This is a genomic window from Zhouia amylolytica AD3 (assembly GCF_000511935.2).
In the GTDB taxonomy this organism is placed as follows: Bacteria; Bacteroidota; Bacteroidia; order Flavobacteriales; family Flavobacteriaceae; genus Zhouia; species Zhouia amylolytica.
Genome location: NZ_AYXY01000019.1, coordinates 123042 through 140611, shown reverse-complemented (window position 1 = coordinate 140611; position 17570 = coordinate 123042). Strand labels below are relative to the sequence as shown.

Here is a 17570-nt window from a genome sequence, read left to right as displayed (position 1 = left end):
AACATACAATATTATGAAATATTTATATCATCTTGAAGGTTTTATACTATTAACCGATAAAGAACATCTTAACTGATTTTCAATTTTTTGTATTTTTAAAATAAAATCTATGAAATATATACTTGCCATTGGTTGTTTTATCTATGCCTCATCAGGCTTTACCCAAATAAATAATTCAGACATAGTTAATGGTATAACTATTTTCCCTGTTTATCATGGTTCTGTTGTTTTTGACTATAATGAAAGTACCATCTACGTTGATCCTCATGGAGGAATTGAAAAATTTAAAGGTATTTCAGATCCCGACCTTATTTTAATTACCCATACTCATGGTGATCATTTAGATTTAAACACGCTCGCGGTTTTAAATACAGCACATGCAACCTTTATTGTGCCAGAAGCGGTCGCTAAAAAAATACCATCCAGATATAAAAACCAATTAGTAATACTTAACAATGGAAATAAGAAGCAAATTAAGGAGATATCTGTTACAGCCCTTCCTATGTATAACTTACCTCATGATGAAACCGCAAGACACAAAAAAGGTGTTGGTAATGGTTATATTATTTCACTCAATAACACTCGTATATATGTAAGTGGGGATACAGAAGACATCCCGGAAATGAGAAGTTTGAAAGATATCGATGTTGCGTTTGTTTGCATGAATCTACCCTATACCATGAATATAGAGCAAGCAGCTGATGCTGTTCTTGAATTTCAACCAAAAATTATTTATCCTTATCATTACAGAGGGAGACCAGATGTAAGTGATATTAACCTTTTTAAAAAGAAGGTAAATGATAAAAACAATAACATTGATGTACGATTGCGAAAATGGTATTAAAAAAAGCCTGGAAAATTCCAGGCTTTTATTTAGCTCTTTAAAATATTTTTCGGAACTGCATCCTTGTGCACTAAAAGAGCGGTCGTTTTATATTTGACAAATTCTTTGGTGACATATAAATATCCGTTATAATCATTACTTACTCCCCAAGAATTTTTAACAATATAATATTCTTTTCCATTTTGATCTTTTACTACCCCAACAATTTGCATAGCATGATCGTCTGTGGTTGTGTAGTTATCAAATGCCTTTTGTCTCATTTCAGCTGTAACATCAAGTTCTGGTTTTGGTCCTGAAAACATAGTTTGACGTTCTTCACTGGTCATGTGAGTGTAATCAAGTTCCGGTAAATAGGCGATCCCGTTTTTCCAGCTAAAATATTTTTCACTTACATCGGTAGCCCAACCTACACTGTATCCATTCTTAAGGGCGTTGTCTATTGTTTTCGTTATGTCATTCATGGCTACATTATAAGCCGTATCGAAACTCCAGTTATCAGGTACTGCCATAAATACATCTTTATACAACGGCTGATCTGAATAAGAAACCATTTCGATATAGTCATCTGCCCTTACTCCTACTACTTCTTCTGCGAATGTTTGAGGGGTATATGTTTTACCCTGATATTCAAATTCTTCCGGAATTTCACCTAAGTAACTATCGAGGGCCGCAGTAAATGCACTCAACCAATTTGGAGTTAATTTGCCATTCTTATTTTGAACAATGCCATCTAAAAACCCTTTTAGAGCAGCTTGCATTTCACCAAACTTATTGATGTCGGTTCCATAGTTTAATCCGTCATAAACTTCCTGAGGCAAAGCTCCGTATTTTTTATAGATATTAACCACGTCATGAAGTTCTCCTCCATCTCCCCAGCCTAAATTACCGTGCATACGTACATAGTTAATAGCTTTTTCGATATATGTACATCTGGCAGTATAAATCTCTGCGAGATCAACAGGTTGTTTACCCATTCTAATCATTTCGGTTTCCAAAAATGAATTTCCGGAATAACTCCAACAGGTACCACTACTTCCTTGATTTTTCACAGAAGTAGTTTCCAGATTGATCACGGGGGTAAACTGAAATCCTTCCGTAGCTTTAATACTTTTATTTCCCTCGAGAGACTTAATTAAATCATCTTGAGCCGATAATGTTACTGAAGCTAGTAGCATCACGGATAGAAGAGATCTTTTTATATACATCATGAATTAATTTAATTTGCTCGCTAAAATAATTATTACAACTTGATCTGGTCTAATTTTTAACTTTTTGTAAAGAATAAAAAAGCCCTGCGATCGCAGGGCTTTTTATTAATCTCTTATTAATTTTTTATACTTAATTCGTTTAGGCGTTACATCTGCACCTAATCGTTTTCTTTTATTTTCTTCGTATTCCGAGAAACTTCCTTCAAAGAAATAAACTTGTGAATCTCCTTCGAAGGCTAATATATGTGTACAAATACGATCTAAGAACCATCTATCGTGAGAAATTACTACAGCACATCCTGCAAAATTTTCCAAACCTTCTTCCAGCGCTCGTAAAGTATTCACATCAAGATCATTGGTAGGCTCATCGAGTAAGAGAACATTTCCTTCTTCTTTTAACGTCATTGCTAAATGCAATCTGTTGCGTTCCCCTCCTGATAATGTTGCTACCTTTTTATTTTGTTCACTTCCCGAAAAGTTAAATCGACTCAAATAGGCCCTTGAATTCACTTGCTTTCCCCCCATCATTATTAATTCCTGACCTTCTGAAAAGTTTTCCCAAATAGATTTTTCAGAATCAATATCTTTATGAGATTGATCTACGTAGGCTATTTTGGCGGTTTCACCCACTTCAAAAGTTCCTTTATCCGGAGTTTCTTCTCCCATTATCATTCTAAAGATGGTGGTTTTACCAGCTCCATTTGGACCAATTATACCAACGATACCTGCCTGTGGTAGGGTAAAATTAAGATCTTCGTATAATAACTTATCACCAAAAGCTTTAGCCACTCCTTTTGCTTCGATGACATTAGTACCCAAGCGCGGACCATTAGGGATATAAATCTCTAATTTTTCTTCAAGCTTTCTTTGATCTTCATTCAATAATTTATCATAATTATTTAGACGAGCTTTTTGTTTTGCCTGACGTCCTTTAGGAGCCATTCGAACCCATTCCAATTCTCGTTCAAGTGTTTTTTGTCGCTTAGAGGCCTGTTTTTGTTCCTGAGCCAAACGTTTCGCCTTTTGATCTAACCAGGATGAATAGTTCCCTTTCCAAGGGATTCCTTCTCCTCTATCCAGTTCTAATATCCACCCGGCAACATTATCTAAGAAATAGCGATCGTGGGTTACGGCAATCACTGTTCCTTTATATTGCTGTAAATGTTGTTCCAGCCAAAGAACTGATTCTGCATCGAGGTGGTTGGTAGGCTCATCTAATAATAGAACGTCTGGTTGTTGTAATAAAAGTCGACACAAAGCAACTCTGCGCCTTTCACCCCCTGATAACACCTTAATCGGAGTATCCGGATCGGGTGTACGCAAAGCGTCCATAGCCACTTCTAGCTTATTGTCGAGTTCCCAGGCACCAAGGGCATCAATCTTATCTTGAAGTTCCGCCTGCTTGTCCATCAGTTTCTGCATTTTATCTGCGTCTTCATAAACTTCAGGAAGGCCGAACATATCATTTATTTTATTGTATTCATCTAAAACGGCAACAGTTTCAGCAGCCCCTTCTTTCACAATTTCTATAACTGTCTTTTCTTCATCTAATTTTGGCTCCTGTTCAAGATAACCCACAGAGTATCCTGGCGAGAAAACCACATCTCCCTGATAATTCTTTTCAACACCAGCAATAATTTTTAATAATGTTGATTTACCAGAACCATTAAGCCCCAGAATCCCAATTTTTGCTCCATAAAAGAAGCTTAAATAGATATCTTTAAGTACTTGCTTATTGGTACTTTGATAGGTCTTACTGACCTTATTCATCGAAAAGATGACTTTCTTATCGTCTGACATATTTATTTATAGTTAATTCTTTAAAATTTTATACACGTCCCTTAAGGGCATTAAAGACCCAGGCAATTGCAAAGAACCCAATTCCTACAGAGGCAAACCCCCATCCTGCTACATCATCGTAACGAAATGCACCTAATGCAATTAGCGATATCCCTACGATAATCATTATAAAAGTTGCCCATGCCAATACCGTATTCTTATTCATACCCATAATAATCCGTTCTGTTTTAAAATTTTGTGCAAAATGTAATGATTACTGCACGTGTAGCAATTTTATAACGCTACAAAGGTCGTACAATTTAAGCAAATATTATCGAATGATATATAAGCCTATTTTGTATTTTAGCGCAAACATACTAAAAAGAACTATGGATTTAAACTTCAATAAAAACGAAGATCATAATAAGTTATTAGCTTCTGATTTAAGAAATAAACTGGCAAAGATTAAATTAGGAGGTGGAGACAAAAGAATTGAAAAACTACATAAAGAAGGGAAGTTAACAGCCAGAGAGCGCATTGATTACCTTCTAGACAAGGATAAAGAGTCTATAGAAATAGGAGCCCTGGCAGGTAATGGTATGTATAAGGAGCATGGTGGGTGCCCATCTGGGGGGGTTGTCGTCAAAGTTGGGTATATCCAGGATAAGCAATGTATTGTGGTAGCCAATGATGCCACTGTGAAGGCAGGAGCCTGGTTTCCAATTACAGGTAAAAAGAATTTAAGAGCTCAGGAAATTGCCATGGAAAATAGATTACCTATTATTTATCTTGTGGATAGTGCGGGCGTATACCTTCCAATGCAAGACGAAATCTTTCCTGATAAGGAACATTTTGGCAGAATATTTAGAAATAATGCTATTATGAGTAGTATGGGAATTACTCAAATAGCAGCTGTAATGGGAAGTTGTGTTGCCGGAGGTGCATATTTACCTATAATGAGTGATGAAGCTCTTATCGTAGAAAAGACTGGCAGTATTTTCTTGGCAGGTAGTTACCTGGTTAAGGCAGCCATCGGTGAAACCATTGATAATGAAACTCTCGGAGGTGCTACAACTCATTCTGAGATCAGCGGAGTTACTGATTATAAAGCTAAAGATGATAAAGATGCGTTAGATACCATTAAAAATATCATTAGTAAAATAGGAGATGCAGATCAAGCAGGTTTTAATAAGGTTAAAGCTAAAAAGCCTAAAATGAATCCTGACGATATTTATGGTATTATCCCGAAAAGCAGAAGTGATCAATACGATATGATGGAAATCATCAAGCGTTTAGTTGACGATTCTGAATTTGAAGAATACAAAGCTGGTTATGGTAAAACAATAATTACGGGTTATGCCAGAATTGACGGTTGGGCCGTGGGTATTGTCGCTAACCAAAGAAAAGTAGTAAAAAGTAAAAAAGGAGAAATGCAATTTGGAGGTGTAATTTACTCTGATTCTGCTGATAAAGCTACACGCTTTATTGCCAATTGTAATCAGAAAAAAATTCCACTTGTATTTCTACAAGATGTTACCGGTTTTATGGTTGGTAGCAAGAGCGAACATGGTGGTATTATTAAAGATGGTGCCAAAATGGTAAATGCAGTTAGTAATTCAGTGGTACCTAAATTTACTGTAGTGATTGGAAATAGTTACGGTGCAGGTAATTATGCAATGTGCGGAAAAGCATATGATCCAAGGCTTATTTTTGCATGGCCAAGTGCCGAATTAGCTGTGATGGGAGGAGCTCAGGCAGCCAAAGTTTTACTTCAAATCGAAACTGCTTCTCTCAAGAAAAAAGGAGAAACCATAACTAAAGAGCAAGAAGAAGAATTATTTAATAAAATTAAATCGCGGTATGATGACCAGGTTTCTCCATACTACGCTGCTGCAAGATTGTGGACCGATGCTATTATTGATCCGTTAGAAACAAGGAAATGGATTAGCATGGGAATTAATGCTGCTAACCATGCTCCTATTGAGAAGAAATTTAACCTTGGGGTTATCCAGGTCTGATCATTCAATATCAAAACTTACATTCATGAAAAAATTATTATTAATTGCCTTTCTTACTGTTTTAACTTCTAAAGCGCAAGTATTAACAGGCCAAAGAGCATATACAAGAGCTGATACTCTTAGAGGTTCTTTGAGAACTGAAAGAAATTTTGATGTTAAAAAATATCATCTAGATATTACTGTTCATCCAGCTAAAAAATTCATAAATGGATCTAACACAATTGAATTTATTCCTCACGAAAATTTAAGTACAATTCAAATCGATTTGTTTGACAACATGAATGTTGACTCCATAACACATCATGGAAAACAGCTAAATTATATAAGAGAATTTAATGCTGTTTTTATAAATGGTAACTTTAAGAAAGGTGCAAAAGATCGTATTGTATTTTATTATTCGGGAAACCCTATCATAGCTAAAAGAGCTCCTTGGGATGGAGGTTTTGTATTTACTAAAGATGCAAACGGAAATGATTGGATTGCTACTGCATGTCAGGGTACAGGAGCAAGTTTATGGTGGCCAAATAAAGATCATCAGTCTGACGAACCCGAAGAAGGTATGAGCATAAAAGTAGCAGTACCAAATGGTCTTATGAATGTTTCAAACGGCAGATTTAAAGGAAATAAAGATCTGGGTAATGGATTTACCCGCTGGGACTGGGAAGTGAGAAACCCTATCAACAACTACGATGTAGCTCTTAATATAGGAGATTATGTACACTTTGGTGAAACCTACAAAGGTTTAGATCTCGATTATTATGTATTGCGTTATAATCTTGATAAAGCTAAAATTCAATTCGAGGAAGTCAAACCTATGATGGATTGTTTCCAAGAAAAGTTTGGACAATATCCTTTCAAAGAAGATGGCTATAAATTGGTTGAAACACCTCATCTGGGAATGGAACATCAAAGCGCCGTAGCATATGGAAATAAATATAAAAAGGGTTATATGGGCAGCGATCTGTCTGGTACTGGCGTTGGTCTTAAATGGGATTTTATCATTATTCACGAAACAGGTCATGAATGGTTTGGAAACAGTTTAACCTCTTCCGATATCGCTGACATGTGGATACATGAAAGTTTTACCGCTTATTCTGAGAACGTATACACCGAATGTAGATGGGGATATGAAGATGGGCAAAAATATGTTAATGGTACCGCTAAAATGATCCAAAACGATATCCCTATAATTGGTGATTATGGTGTAAATAGTGAAGGAAGTGGAGATATGTATTATAAAGGGGCTTTAATGCTTAATACTATCAGACACATCATTGACAACGATACAAAATGGTGGACGATTTTACGTAGCTATGCTGAACACTTTAAACATCAAATTATTAGCACAAAAGATGTTGTAGATTATTTTGAAAAAGAATCAGGATTAAAGTTAAAACCCGTATTTGATCAATACCTTAGGTATACCAAAATACCCACCCTTGAAATTCAGCAAGACGGAAAAGATATTTTGTACCGATGGAATGCTGATGTAGCAAACTTTAACATGCCTGTAGATGTTTCATTACAATCTGAACCTAAAAGATTAACACCTACCACTAAATGGAAAAAACTAAAGAAATCAAGGGTAGACGATCTGAAAGTTATGACCTCTGAATTTTATATTAACGTAAAGCGTATGTAGTCTAAAATAAAACACCTTAATTATCTATTATGATTTATCTTTTAAAAGTTAATGAAAATCAGTATATTAGAGTAAATCAAATAGATATGGGAACGGTTAAAACTTTAAATAAGTGGGCGAATGCGCATACTTATTATCCGCTAGACTTAATACGTGTTGCCTTAGGTGTTTTTTTATTTTTTAAAGGAATTCATTTTATTGGGAACACTGAGCTTCTTATAGAACTCATTGACCCTTTAAAAAACTGGGCGGGATCACTCATGATGGTACATTATGTAGCACCTGCTCATTTAATAGGTGGTCTGTTAATTGCCTTTGGATTATTAACCCGTTGGGCCATTATAGCTCAGTTACCAATATTAATTGGGGCTGTAGCTATTAATTTCTTTGGCCCTATGGATACAAAAGGTTTTTTATCCGCACTTATTATTTTAGTCATTTGTGCCTTTTTCCTGGTTTATGGTAGCGGAAAGCACTCAGCGGATTATTACTTTAAAATGCAAAAATAGTCCTTATATACTTTGAAGCGTATCATGCCTTAGTATTTTACCATTTTCAGATTCTACAAATTTGCTAATGGAGTAGATTTTTTTTGGTATTTCGTATCTTTCAATCGTTTTTATGCCTCTTATACTACTCAAAAGCTCATTCGCATCAGCTTCATCACTTTCGATCACCAATATTAATTGTTCACCGAATGATTCATGAGGTTCAGAGGCAATAAAAAAGCGTTCCTTTATAACCTGAGACAATTTATCTTCTAATTTTTCAGGAAAAAGTTTTATACCTCCTGAGTTGATTACATTGTCAAATCTCCCTAGCCATTCAAATTCAGATTCGGAAATAATATTTACTACATCATTTGTTACTATTCTTTTGTCTGAAACCAATGGAGCGTCTAATACCAAACAAGATCTTTTGTCAGCATATACACTAACATTTGGTAGCGTTTTAAAATTAAAAGATTCACCAGGTTTCAATTGATTTAATTTTTTTACCGCAACATGTGTAACTGTTTCCGTCATTCCATAAGTACTATAAAATTCGGTATTCTTACCTAATAACTTGCTAGATAATTCTGAAGAAATTGGAGCACCTCCAATTATAACCGTTTTGATTTGTTCTATTTGAATTAATGATCTCTCAACTTGAGCAGGAATCATAGGAACAAAGTCATAACACTTCTTAATACCTTTCAAAGGTTCTAAATTTGGCTCAACAAAATCAATTTCTAACCCTAGTATTATAGCTCTGATTAACATCATTTTACCTGCTATATAATTCGCTGGCAAGCACAATAAAACTGTATTCCCTGGTTTCAAGCCAAAAAAATCTCCTGTTGCAATGGCCGAATTGACCATATGTTCCTTTTTAAGGCTAATTTGCTTTGGTTTTCCAGTAGAACCCGAAGTAAAAACTTGAATTTCATTATTTGAACTAAGCCAATCTAAAAGAAAATCACCAATGCTTTTTTCATAAGCTTTTCCTTCTTTAATAAAACTGTAAGCTACTTCTGCTAATCCTTCCCTATCGTAATGATAACCATTAATTTTAAACTGATTATGTATCTTATCAAATGATGGTGTCATGTACTTTAGACTTTAATGTGGTAGTTTATTTTTTAAAATTCCATATAAAAATGTTCCGAATACTGCAGCAACTAACACCAACAATACAGGTGCAAACCCTGCTCCTATTAACACAAATAATGGTCCTGGACAAGCTCCTACCAAAGCCCAGCCTAATCCAAAGATGATTCCGCCAAAAAGATTTTTTCGAAATGAACTGTCTTTTGGTTCTATGGTAATAGGTCTCCCGTCAAAAGACTTGATTTTAAATCGTTTTATACTCCAAATAAAAAAACTTCCAAAAATTAAAGCCGTACCAATTATTCCGTACATATGAAAAGATTCAAATCTAAACATCTCATAAATACGAAACCAGGATGCAGCTTCAGACTTGTATAAAACAATTCCGAAAATTAAACCAATTATGATATATAAAATTCTTTTCATCGCGATCTAAAAAATTAATGGATATATTAAATGAATCATTACCAAACCTCCTATAAAAAATCCTATAACAGCAATTAACGAACCTTTTTGCAGATTACTTAATCCTGAGATTGCATGTCCGGAAGTACATCCCCCAGCATATCTTGCACCAAAACCGACTAAGATTCCACCAATAATCAAAATTAAAACCGTTTTAAAATCGGTGAATGCTTCCAGTGAAAACAACTCTTTAGGCAAATAAGCATTCTCACTACTGAAATTCATTTCACTTAAAGCTTCGATCGTAGCTTCGCTAACCTTAGGAATTGTATTATCTGATAAATAATGTGATGCTATAAACCCACCTAAAGCAGCTCCGAAGACTATTAATAAATTCCAACTATCTTTTCTCCAATCAAATCGAAAAAAATCACTTGCCTTTCCCCCGCCACAAATCGTGCAAATAGTTTTCAAATTAGACGACATACCAAACCTTTTACCCATTAATAATAAAATCAACATGATCAAGGCTATTAAAAATCCAGAAACGTACCATGGCCAAGGTTGAGAAATAATTTCAATCATAGTTACCTACTTAATATTAGACTGTGAAAATACTATATTTTATATGAAATAAATATCAGAAGCTGGTAAAACAAAAAAGATCATGAATTATCATGATCTTTTCATTAAATATAAATTTGTCTATTTATTTCACGGAGCAACAATCTCCTTCATCCTTTATTCCCAGCTTTACCAGGAATTTTTCCATTAAGCACCATTGAGTAAATGCTGATTGAAATAAATTTGCACCGACAAATAATGTGAACCAAAGCCAGTTTGGATTCACGAACATTCCCATAAGTACACTTATAATTACAAAGGTGCCCGCTATTGCTCTAATATATCTATTGATCATAATAATTTAATTTTGAGTTATATCCATTTTTCAATAGGCACAACCACCGCTTTTACTGGGTTATTGGTGTCTATTTGTGCGTTAAAGGTTTTAATTAATTCAAAGGCTTTATCTATTTTTTCGTCATCTGTAAATGAAAAAAACATAATAGATTCAACTGCTTCTTTTTCTGCAGGAAACCAGCTCGAAGTCAACATTACCGATGCTGGTTCTTTGTATCCGTCTATACCTGATCCGCTAAAGCTCTCTATTTCAGCCTCACTAAACAATTTCAGAATGTCTTTTTGAAATTCTTCCACCGCAGTTACTAATAACAATTTCATATTAATTATGATTTTTGCGTTCTATTAAATAATATACCAACGGGACAACCAATAATGTTAATACTGTCGAAGCAATTGTTCCTCCCATTAATGAGATTGCTAATCCTTGAAAGATAGGATCAAATAAAATTACGAAAGCCCCTATCACCACAGTACCGGCGGTTAATAAAATTGGTGTGGTTCGTACTGCTCCTGCTTCAATTACAGCCTGTTTTAGTGGAATTCCTTCTGCCAGTCGAAGATTGACAAAGTCTATTAACAATACAGAGTTCCGAACCATTATTCCAGCCAAAGCGATCATGCCTATAAAGGATGTTGCGGTAAAGAAGGCCCCCATTAGCCAATGCCCTAAAACTATTCCCACCATGGAAAGTGGAATTGCAACCATCATAACAATTGGCGCCTTAAAATTTTGGAACCATCCAACAATTAGCATATAGATAATTATAATTACCCCTAGGAAGGCCATTCCCAAATCTCTGAACACCTCAAGTGTTATTTGCCATTCTCCATCCCATTTAACCGTATAATCATCTTCATATTGCGGTTGTTCGATATACAATTCATTTATGTTATATCCGGCTGGCAATTCTAACTCATTTAACTTGTCTGTCATACCTAGTATTGCATATACAGGACTTTCTAATTTACCTGCCATGTCAGCCAAAACATAGACCACACGCTTTTGGTTTTTTCTATAAATACTTTTAGCGGCAGTCGTTTCTTCAATCGATACCAGATCGGATATCGGGATCATATTGCCCTGATTCGAAGCGACCTTTAATTGGGATATTTCTGTCAGTGAGGATTTTTCCTTTTCATCCAATGCTAAGATCAAACCAACTTGATTAACTGCATTCTCATCATATAACGTTGTAACCGGATTTTCTGACAATGCAATATTCATAGTATGAACTACTTGTTGAGGAGCAACACCATAGAGCATAGCCTTTTCTTTATCTACAATAAACTGATATTCAGTTTGATCTGCCTCTACCATCCAATCTATATCAACTACATCATCCGTATTGTGAAGAAGATTTTGAATTTGATTAGCTATTGCAATTTGCCCGTCGTAATCCGGCCCATAAACTTCAGCTACAATCGTTGATAACACCGGCGGTCCGGGGGGAACCTCAACAACTTTTACGTTGGCATTAAATTTAGCTGCTATCTTCTGTATATCTGGACGTAAAAGCTTGGCGATATCATGGCTCTGTTGACTTCTATCATGTTTATCGATAAGATTTACTTGTATATCAGCCACATTACTGCCTCTCCTTAAATCATAATGCCTTACCAAACCATTAAAAGTAATTGGAGCAGATGTACCAACATATGACTGATAATCTACAACCTCCGAACGCGTTGCCAGGTATTGACCTATTTCTCTTGCTACAACCGCTGTACGTTCCAGAGTGGTTCCCTCAGGCATGTCTATTACCACTTGAAATTCATTTTTGTTATCAAAAGGAAGCATTTTTACAGCCACTGAATTTGTAAAAAACATACTTAGTGACCCAAGTAATAAGACTATTGTAATACCCAGAAACAGCCATCTTTTCTTTTTATTCTCAATGAGCGGTCGCTCCAATCTTTCATATATTCTATAAATGAATGAATCTTCAAGTTGTTTTTCTTTTACAGGGGTCTTACCTTTCTTCTTTTTCTCCTTCTCCCTAAGAAATAAATATCCCAGATAAGGCGTAATTGTCAAGGCCACAAAGAGTGATAATATCATTGCTATAGATGCGCCAATCGGCATTGGACTCATATATGGTCCCATCAGACCTGAAACAAACGCCATAGGCAAAACAGATGCTATCACGGTGAACGTTGCCAAAATTGTAGGATTCCCTACTTCATTAATAGCATAAAGTGCCGCTTGTTTAAACGGTAATTGTTTCATTTTAAAATGCCTATGCATATTCTCTGCTATAATAATGGAATCATCCACCACAATACCTGTAACAAATACCAAGGCAAAAAGGGTAATTCTGTTAAGGGTATAATCTAGCATATAATAACTCAACAATGTAAGTGCAAAAGTTATTGGCACCGATAGAAAAACAACTAAACCTCCTCGCCATCCCATAGCTAACATAACAACAAATGTAACAGCTACTATGGCACCGATTAGATGTAGTAATAATTCGGAAACCTTTTGGGAGGCTGTTTCACCATAATTTCTAGTTACCTCTACATGAACTTCATCTGGAATTAAATTTTGTCTTAAATGGTCTACTTTATCAAGTATTACATCAGAGATTTTCATAGCATCGGCTCCTTTTCTCTTTGCTACGGAAATAGTTACAGCCGGATACTCTCCGTTAAATTCAGTTGCTTTAAGGCTGGCTTGCCCATAACCATGAGACACATAGTTTTTTGGCACTTCAGGTCCATCTACAACTTCGGCAATCTGCTTCAGGTAAATTGGCTTGTTTTGTTGTACTCCAACAACAAGATTTTCTACATCCGATACAGATGCAATAAATTGACCCGTATTAATAATAAACTCAGTATCATTCTTATCAAAAGATCCCGAAATTAGTTGCTCATTGTTAACCCTAATCATTTCGGCTATGGATAAAAAATCCAGCCCGCTCGAAGCAAGCTTATCTTTATCCAATACCACGCGCAGCTGACGATCACGTCCCCCAATTTTTCGGGTAGAGGAAACATCTTGTACCTTTTCTATCTCATTGGTAAGTTCTTGAGCTATTTGCCGCAGTTCAAAATCATCGTATGTTTCACTCCATAACGTTAATCCCAACATAGGTACATCATCTATAGCCCTGGTTTTTACCAATGGCATAGTTACCCCCTGGGGCATGACATCCATATGTTTATTTATTTCATTATAAAGCTTTACAAATGATCTTTCTATATCTTCTCCAACATAAAACTGAACAATTATCATTCCTTGTTCTTTCATCGAAGTGGAGTATACGTATTCTACACCGTTAATATTAGATATTAGTTTTTCTAATGGCTTAATAACTCTTGATTCCACCTCCGTAGGGCTTGCTCCGGGATATCCCACAAAAATATCTGCCATGGGTACATCTATCTGAGGTTCTTCCTCCCTGGGTATTAAGAATGAACTATACACTCCAATGATCATAAACACGATCATCAGTAGAACTGTGAGCTTAGAGCTAATAAATCCTTTAGCTATTTTTCCTGCTAATCCTTCTTTCATAAGTATTTTATTCTATTAAGACTTTGGCTCCGTTATACAATTTACCTTTAGCACTGACTATATAGCTTTCATCTGGGTTCAAGCCAGATAATACCTCTACCTTATCTCCAAAGGTTTTACCTATTCTTAGCCATCTAAGAATTGCCGTTTGTTGTTCACTGACAGTATAAATCCCTGTCAATTGTCCCTTTTTAACAAGAACATCCTTTGGTAAATAAACTGTCGAGGTTTTTAACTTATTTTCGGTAGGAATCATTACCGTAGCATACATTCCCGACAAGACTGGTGCTTTGGTATCATCAAGGACTGCTTTCATAAGGTACTGTCCTCCAGTATTTTTAGCCGATATGCTAAGCTCTGATACCTGAGCCTTAATTGTAGTGTCAATGGCCTTAATAAATACCGCTACAGGGATACCTGATTTTATATTAGAAATTTCATTCTCTGGTACCATAGCGGTTACCTCAAATTTGCCAGGTCCTTCAATTGCTATTAAGGGTACTCCCGGGTTTGCCATATCTCCTTCATCTATAAACGTATTGATCACAACCCCATTAAAGGGTGCTCGGATATTTATATAAGTAAATTGAGCATCAATCTCATTTTTCATTTCATTTGCGGCTTCCAAACGTGCTTTGGCCATCTTAAAGTTTGCAGTAACGTCGTCAAACTCCTTTTGAGAAGCACTATTTTGCTCATAAAGATTTTTATAACGTTCATAATCCTTCTTTGCATTATTAACAGCAGCGGAAGCCTCAGTAATTTTAGCATTGACTTGAGCCCTCTGTGCCTGGAGTTCGTTATTACTGATGGAAACTAAGAGTTGCCCTTTTTTAACCTTCTCACCGATGTTTACATAAATCTTATTTACATATCCCATCATTCTAGTACTTAAATTTGCACTATTTACTGCTTCGATTTTACCACTTGCGTTCAAAACACCCTCTTTTTGATCGACATTAACAGTGCTAACCTTCACCGAAATAATTTCTGAACTTTCAGACTTATTCGAATGGTCCGTACCGCATGATTGAAGTGATAAAGCTACCAAGGCCAATAATATTAGATTCTTATTTGTTCTCATTATTCTTATTCTTTAGTTAAAAATTGTAGGTATAATTGTGTATAATTGAATTCAAATACTGTTTGATAGTACTCCAATTGCTTTTGAGCATATTTAGATTCAGATAACAAAAGATCTGAAGTTTTTTCAAGTCCTTCCTCAAATCTGTTTGTGCGTATTCGCAAGGATTCCTCAGACTGTTGCAACGCCAAATAAGTAAGTTCTAATTTATTCTTAGCGTCCAATAATTTTCTTTTTATTTTATTGAGTTCTAATTCACTTTGAGATACATATTGGGCATATTCCAATTTAGACTTCTCATATAAAGCCTTACTCTTTTGAGATTTACCAAACCTACTACTACCTTCGAGAATGTCCCACTTCAATTGAGCTCCAAAAACATAGCCATTGGCTCCTGCTTTAAATATTTCATCATCATAGAGTTCATAACTTCCAAATGCATTTAAACTTGGTAAGAATGCCATTTTATCTGCCTTATAATTTTGCTTAAAAGCCTCGGTAGTAAACTCCATGGCCTTTATATCTGCTCGCTCCTGATTTAATTCTTCCTTAAACTGTTCTATTGAAGCATTGACAACCAGACTATCTTTTGGGATATATATCTCATCGGTCTTTTCATCCATTAGAAACGCTAAATAGTCAGAAGCATTTTTCACATTACTTTTGGCCTGCTGTAATTGATTTTGTACCTCAGACACTCGAACTTCAACTGCCAGCACATCCGATTTTTGAAGGTATCCTTGTCTAAAACTATTTTGTGCTATTTTGAGATTTTCTTCGGCAGCTTCCTGAGCTTTTTTAATTACGGCTACTGCTTTATAGGCCAATTGTAGTTGCATATAAGCTTTTTCAGCTTCCAGAATTAAATAATCTTCCGTCCGTTTTGTTTGTGAGTTCACAGCTTCCATTGTTGCCTTAGCTGCTTTCCGTTGATATAGTCCGTCCAGGTTAATCAATGGTTGTTGAACTTCTATTACCGTAGCATAATTTTCAACCTGATCCGGATCATTTAGTAATACCGGATTAAAATCATTCTGGGTTAATACTTCCTGATTTAACTTAGCGCCAAAGGCCATCAATGGATTTGTCGTCGCCATTCCTGTATATGAAATGGAAATGTTTGGCAAAAACAAAGTATTAGACTGCCTGTAATCAGCCTGTGCACCTTTGTAGTTATATTGTGAAATTTTCAAAGACATGTTTCGCTCGGAAATCATCTCTAAAACATGTGATTTAGATATAGCGACTTCCTCCTGAGCTAAAACTTTATTACCATGAAGAATTGTTGCTATTACTACTATTAAAATCTTTCTTTTCATGAATTTATAATTTATTTAAGCAAAATTAAGTTTGAGTGTAAAGCCAGTCAGTAACTAATGTTACCAACTATGGCTAGCCAAATAGTATGAAGTTGAAGATCAAGGGCAATATCTCTTCATTTAATAAAACTGAAGTATCCTGTAGATTGTTTGAATTTACATTTTGAATGAATCAAATCCTTAAGTAATATTAAAGTTCTTGATATTACCAGGCATAATGACCTTAAAACAAACGCTATGTTATATCATTTTAGCATCCTACCTCTCTAATTACAGCATAAATCAAGAAATTTTCAATGACTAATATCATTTCAATGACAAACACTGTTTTAAAGTTTTTAAAAGCTACAATGGTATCATTTATACCATAAAAAAAGAGCATTCTTAAAAACAGAATGCCCTTTTCAATAAACAAATCAATCATGAAATATAAACCAACCTACCTTATGTTTTCTTAGTGGTAAAATTAAAAACTAACTAGCACACAAACAGTAACTTATGTTACATAATTCCATAAATAAAAAAACCCCGTTCGAACGGGGTAGATATGGCTGATATTTAACTGATATTTTAAAGGTCCTTAACCAAAATGCTATTTCGATTCAATTTTATTTTCCCTTCTTTTTCTAATGCTTTTAACAGCCTTGAAACCACCACTCTCGAAGTATGAAGGTCGTAAGCTATTTGTTGATGTGTTGTGCTTATAACATCATCTCTGGTTACCATGGCTTTATCTTTAAGGTATTTCAATAATCGCTGATCCATCTTCAAAAAAGCAATGGTATCAATAGCCTCAAGCATTTCGTTTAATCTATTTTGGTAGCTTTCCAAAACAAAACTTCGCCACGTACTATATTTTGTCATCCATTCTTCCATTTTTTGGACTGGAATCATAATCAAAGTAGCTTTAGTTTCTGCAACAGCTCTAATTTCACTTTTTTTCTGTCCCATGCAACATGCCAGAGTCATAGCACAGGTGTCTCCTCCTTCGAGAAAATACAAGAGTAATTCATCGCCATCACTATCCTCTCTCATAATTTTTATTGCACCTGAAATTACCAATGGCATTAATTTAATATAGTCGCCAATTTCAATTAATTTTTCACCTTCCTTGACTTCTTTTATTGTAGCAACTTCATTAATCTCATTAATCAATTCATCCTCGAATATATAACCGTACCGATCTTTTATAATATTTACCATAAATTAATTTCTATGTTAGATAAAGATACTTTAAT

General features: G+C 35.1%; 16 protein-coding genes. 4 read left to right on the top strand and 12 right to left on the bottom strand.

Annotated features, from left to right (window positions below):
- Positions 1-109 precede the first annotated feature (109 nt).
- Entirely contained in the window at positions 110-844 is a 735-nt protein-coding gene (locus tag P278_RS05285) for an MBL fold metallo-hydrolase (RefSeq protein ID WP_038263434.1), read from the top strand.
- Between the two features lie 29 nt (positions 845-873).
- Here the strand turns inward: P278_RS05285 and P278_RS05280 are convergent, their stop codons facing one another.
- From P278_RS05280 to P278_RS05270, 3 genes are all read right to left on the bottom strand, one after another.
- The gene (locus P278_RS05280; RefSeq protein ID WP_038265267.1) at positions 874-2043 is read right to left on the bottom strand and encodes a C1 family peptidase; all 1170 of its coding nucleotides are present in this window, start codon (positions 2041-2043) and stop codon (positions 874-876) included.
- 114 nt (positions 2044-2157) lie between these two features.
- Positions 2158-3852, bottom strand: coding sequence for an energy-dependent translational throttle protein EttA (gene ettA, locus P278_RS05275; RefSeq protein WP_038263431.1), 1695 nt, complete (start codon positions 3850-3852; stop codon positions 2158-2160).
- 28 nt (positions 3853-3880) lie between these two features.
- Complete coding sequence (locus P278_RS05270) at positions 3881-4063, bottom strand: CAL67264 family membrane protein (RefSeq protein WP_038263429.1); 183 nt, start codon at positions 4061-4063, stop codon at positions 3881-3883.
- Between the two features lie 157 nt (positions 4064-4220).
- On the opposite strand from P278_RS05270, the gene P278_RS05265 reads away from it, so the two are divergent.
- The 3 genes from P278_RS05265 (at position 4221) to P278_RS05255 (ending at position 8000) form a co-directional block, all read left to right on the top strand.
- Positions 4221-5849: an acyl-CoA carboxylase subunit beta gene (locus P278_RS05265; RefSeq protein ID WP_038263426.1), complete on the top strand. Its 1629-nt coding sequence runs from the start codon at positions 4221-4223 to the stop codon at positions 5847-5849.
- A gap of 25 nt (positions 5850-5874) precedes the next feature.
- Positions 5875-7491: a M1 family metallopeptidase gene (locus P278_RS05260; RefSeq protein WP_038263421.1), complete on the top strand. Its 1617-nt coding sequence runs from the start codon at positions 5875-5877 to the stop codon at positions 7489-7491.
- An 86-nt stretch (positions 7492-7577) separates the two neighbouring features.
- A complete protein-coding gene (locus P278_RS05255) occupies positions 7578-8000 on the top strand; it encodes a DoxX family protein (protein WP_038265262.1) in 423 nt (140 codons plus the stop codon).
- Positions 8001-8003: 3 nt separating this feature from the next.
- Here P278_RS05255 and P278_RS05250 read toward each other — a convergent pair whose 3' ends face one another.
- The 9 genes from P278_RS05250 to P278_RS05210 form a co-directional block, all read right to left on the bottom strand.
- The gene (locus P278_RS05250; protein WP_038263418.1) at positions 8004-9080 is read right to left on the bottom strand and encodes an AMP-binding protein; all 1077 of its coding nucleotides are present in this window, start codon (positions 9078-9080) and stop codon (positions 8004-8006) included.
- A gap of 12 nt (positions 9081-9092) precedes the next feature.
- On the bottom strand, positions 9093-9506 hold the full coding sequence (locus tag P278_RS05245; RefSeq protein WP_038263415.1) for a DUF6691 family protein: 414 nt from the start codon (positions 9504-9506) through the stop codon (positions 9093-9095).
- Between the two features lie 6 nt (positions 9507-9512).
- Positions 9513-10067, bottom strand: a complete 555-nt coding sequence (locus P278_RS05240) for a YeeE/YedE thiosulfate transporter family protein (protein WP_152973918.1) — start codon at positions 10065-10067, stop codon at positions 9513-9515.
- A 127-nt stretch (positions 10068-10194) separates the two neighbouring features.
- Positions 10195-10404: a YgaP family membrane protein gene (locus tag P278_RS05235; RefSeq protein WP_038263406.1), complete on the bottom strand. Its 210-nt coding sequence runs from the start codon at positions 10402-10404 to the stop codon at positions 10195-10197.
- Between the two features lie 17 nt (positions 10405-10421).
- Positions 10422-10727 carry a hypothetical protein gene (locus tag P278_RS05230; protein WP_038263403.1) on the bottom strand — a complete coding sequence of 102 codons (306 nt, stop codon included), beginning with the start codon at positions 10725-10727 and terminating at the stop codon, positions 10422-10424.
- A gap of 1 nt (position 10728) precedes the next feature.
- On the bottom strand, positions 10729-13929 hold the full coding sequence (locus P278_RS05225) for an efflux RND transporter permease subunit (RefSeq protein ID WP_038263402.1): 3201 nt from the start codon (positions 13927-13929) through the stop codon (positions 10729-10731).
- 7 nt (positions 13930-13936) lie between these two features.
- The gene (locus tag P278_RS05220) at positions 13937-15013 is read right to left on the bottom strand and encodes an efflux RND transporter periplasmic adaptor subunit (RefSeq protein ID WP_038263399.1); all 1077 of its coding nucleotides are present in this window, start codon (positions 15011-15013) and stop codon (positions 13937-13939) included.
- Positions 15014-15018: 5 nt separating this feature from the next.
- A complete protein-coding gene (locus P278_RS05215) occupies positions 15019-16332 on the bottom strand; it encodes a TolC family protein (RefSeq protein WP_038263396.1) in 1314 nt (437 codons plus the stop codon).
- A 570-nt stretch (positions 16333-16902) separates the two neighbouring features.
- Entirely contained in the window at positions 16903-17535 is a 633-nt protein-coding gene (locus tag P278_RS05210; protein WP_038263392.1) for a Crp/Fnr family transcriptional regulator, read from the bottom strand.
- Between the last annotated feature and the right edge of the window lie 35 nt (positions 17536-17570).

Excerpts from the sequence above, each read along its gene's own strand:
- P278_RS05220 (WP_038263399.1), bottom strand. The coding sequence starts at position 15,013 with ATGAGAACAAATAAGAATCTAATATTATTGGCCTTGGTAGCTTTATCA.
- P278_RS05250 (WP_038263418.1), bottom strand. The coding sequence starts at position 9,080 with ATGACACCATCATTTGATAAGATACATAATCAGTTTAAAATTAATGGT.
- P278_RS05235 (WP_038263406.1), bottom strand. The coding sequence starts at position 10,404 with ATGATCAATAGATATATTAGAGCAATAGCGGGCACCTTTGTAATTATA.
- P278_RS05255 (WP_038265262.1), top strand. The coding sequence starts at position 7,578 with ATGGGAACGGTTAAAACTTTAAATAAGTGGGCGAATGCGCATACTTAT.
- ettA (WP_038263431.1), bottom strand. The coding sequence starts at position 3,852 with ATGTCAGACGATAAGAAAGTCATCTTTTCGATGAATAAGGTCAGTAAG.
- P278_RS05285 (WP_038263434.1), top strand. The coding sequence starts at position 110 with ATGAAATATATACTTGCCATTGGTTGTTTTATCTATGCCTCATCAGGC.
- P278_RS05210 (WP_038263392.1), bottom strand. The coding sequence starts at position 17,535 with ATGGTAAATATTATAAAAGATCGGTACGGTTATATATTCGAGGATGAA.
- P278_RS05225 (WP_038263402.1), bottom strand. The coding sequence starts at position 13,929 with ATGAAAGAAGGATTAGCAGGAAAAATAGCTAAAGGATTTATTAGCTCT.
- P278_RS05270 (WP_038263429.1), bottom strand. The coding sequence starts at position 4,063 with ATGGGTATGAATAAGAATACGGTATTGGCATGGGCAACTTTTATAATG.
- P278_RS05215 (WP_038263396.1), bottom strand. The coding sequence starts at position 16,332 with ATGAAAAGAAAGATTTTAATAGTAGTAATAGCAACAATTCTTCATGGT.
- P278_RS05230 (WP_038263403.1), bottom strand. The coding sequence starts at position 10,727 with ATGAAATTGTTATTAGTAACTGCGGTGGAAGAATTTCAAAAAGACATT.
- P278_RS05265 (WP_038263426.1), top strand. The coding sequence starts at position 4,221 with ATGGATTTAAACTTCAATAAAAACGAAGATCATAATAAGTTATTAGCT.
- P278_RS05245 (WP_038263415.1), bottom strand. The coding sequence starts at position 9,506 with ATGAAAAGAATTTTATATATCATAATTGGTTTAATTTTCGGAATTGTT.
- P278_RS05260 (WP_038263421.1), top strand. The coding sequence starts at position 5,875 with ATGAAAAAATTATTATTAATTGCCTTTCTTACTGTTTTAACTTCTAAA.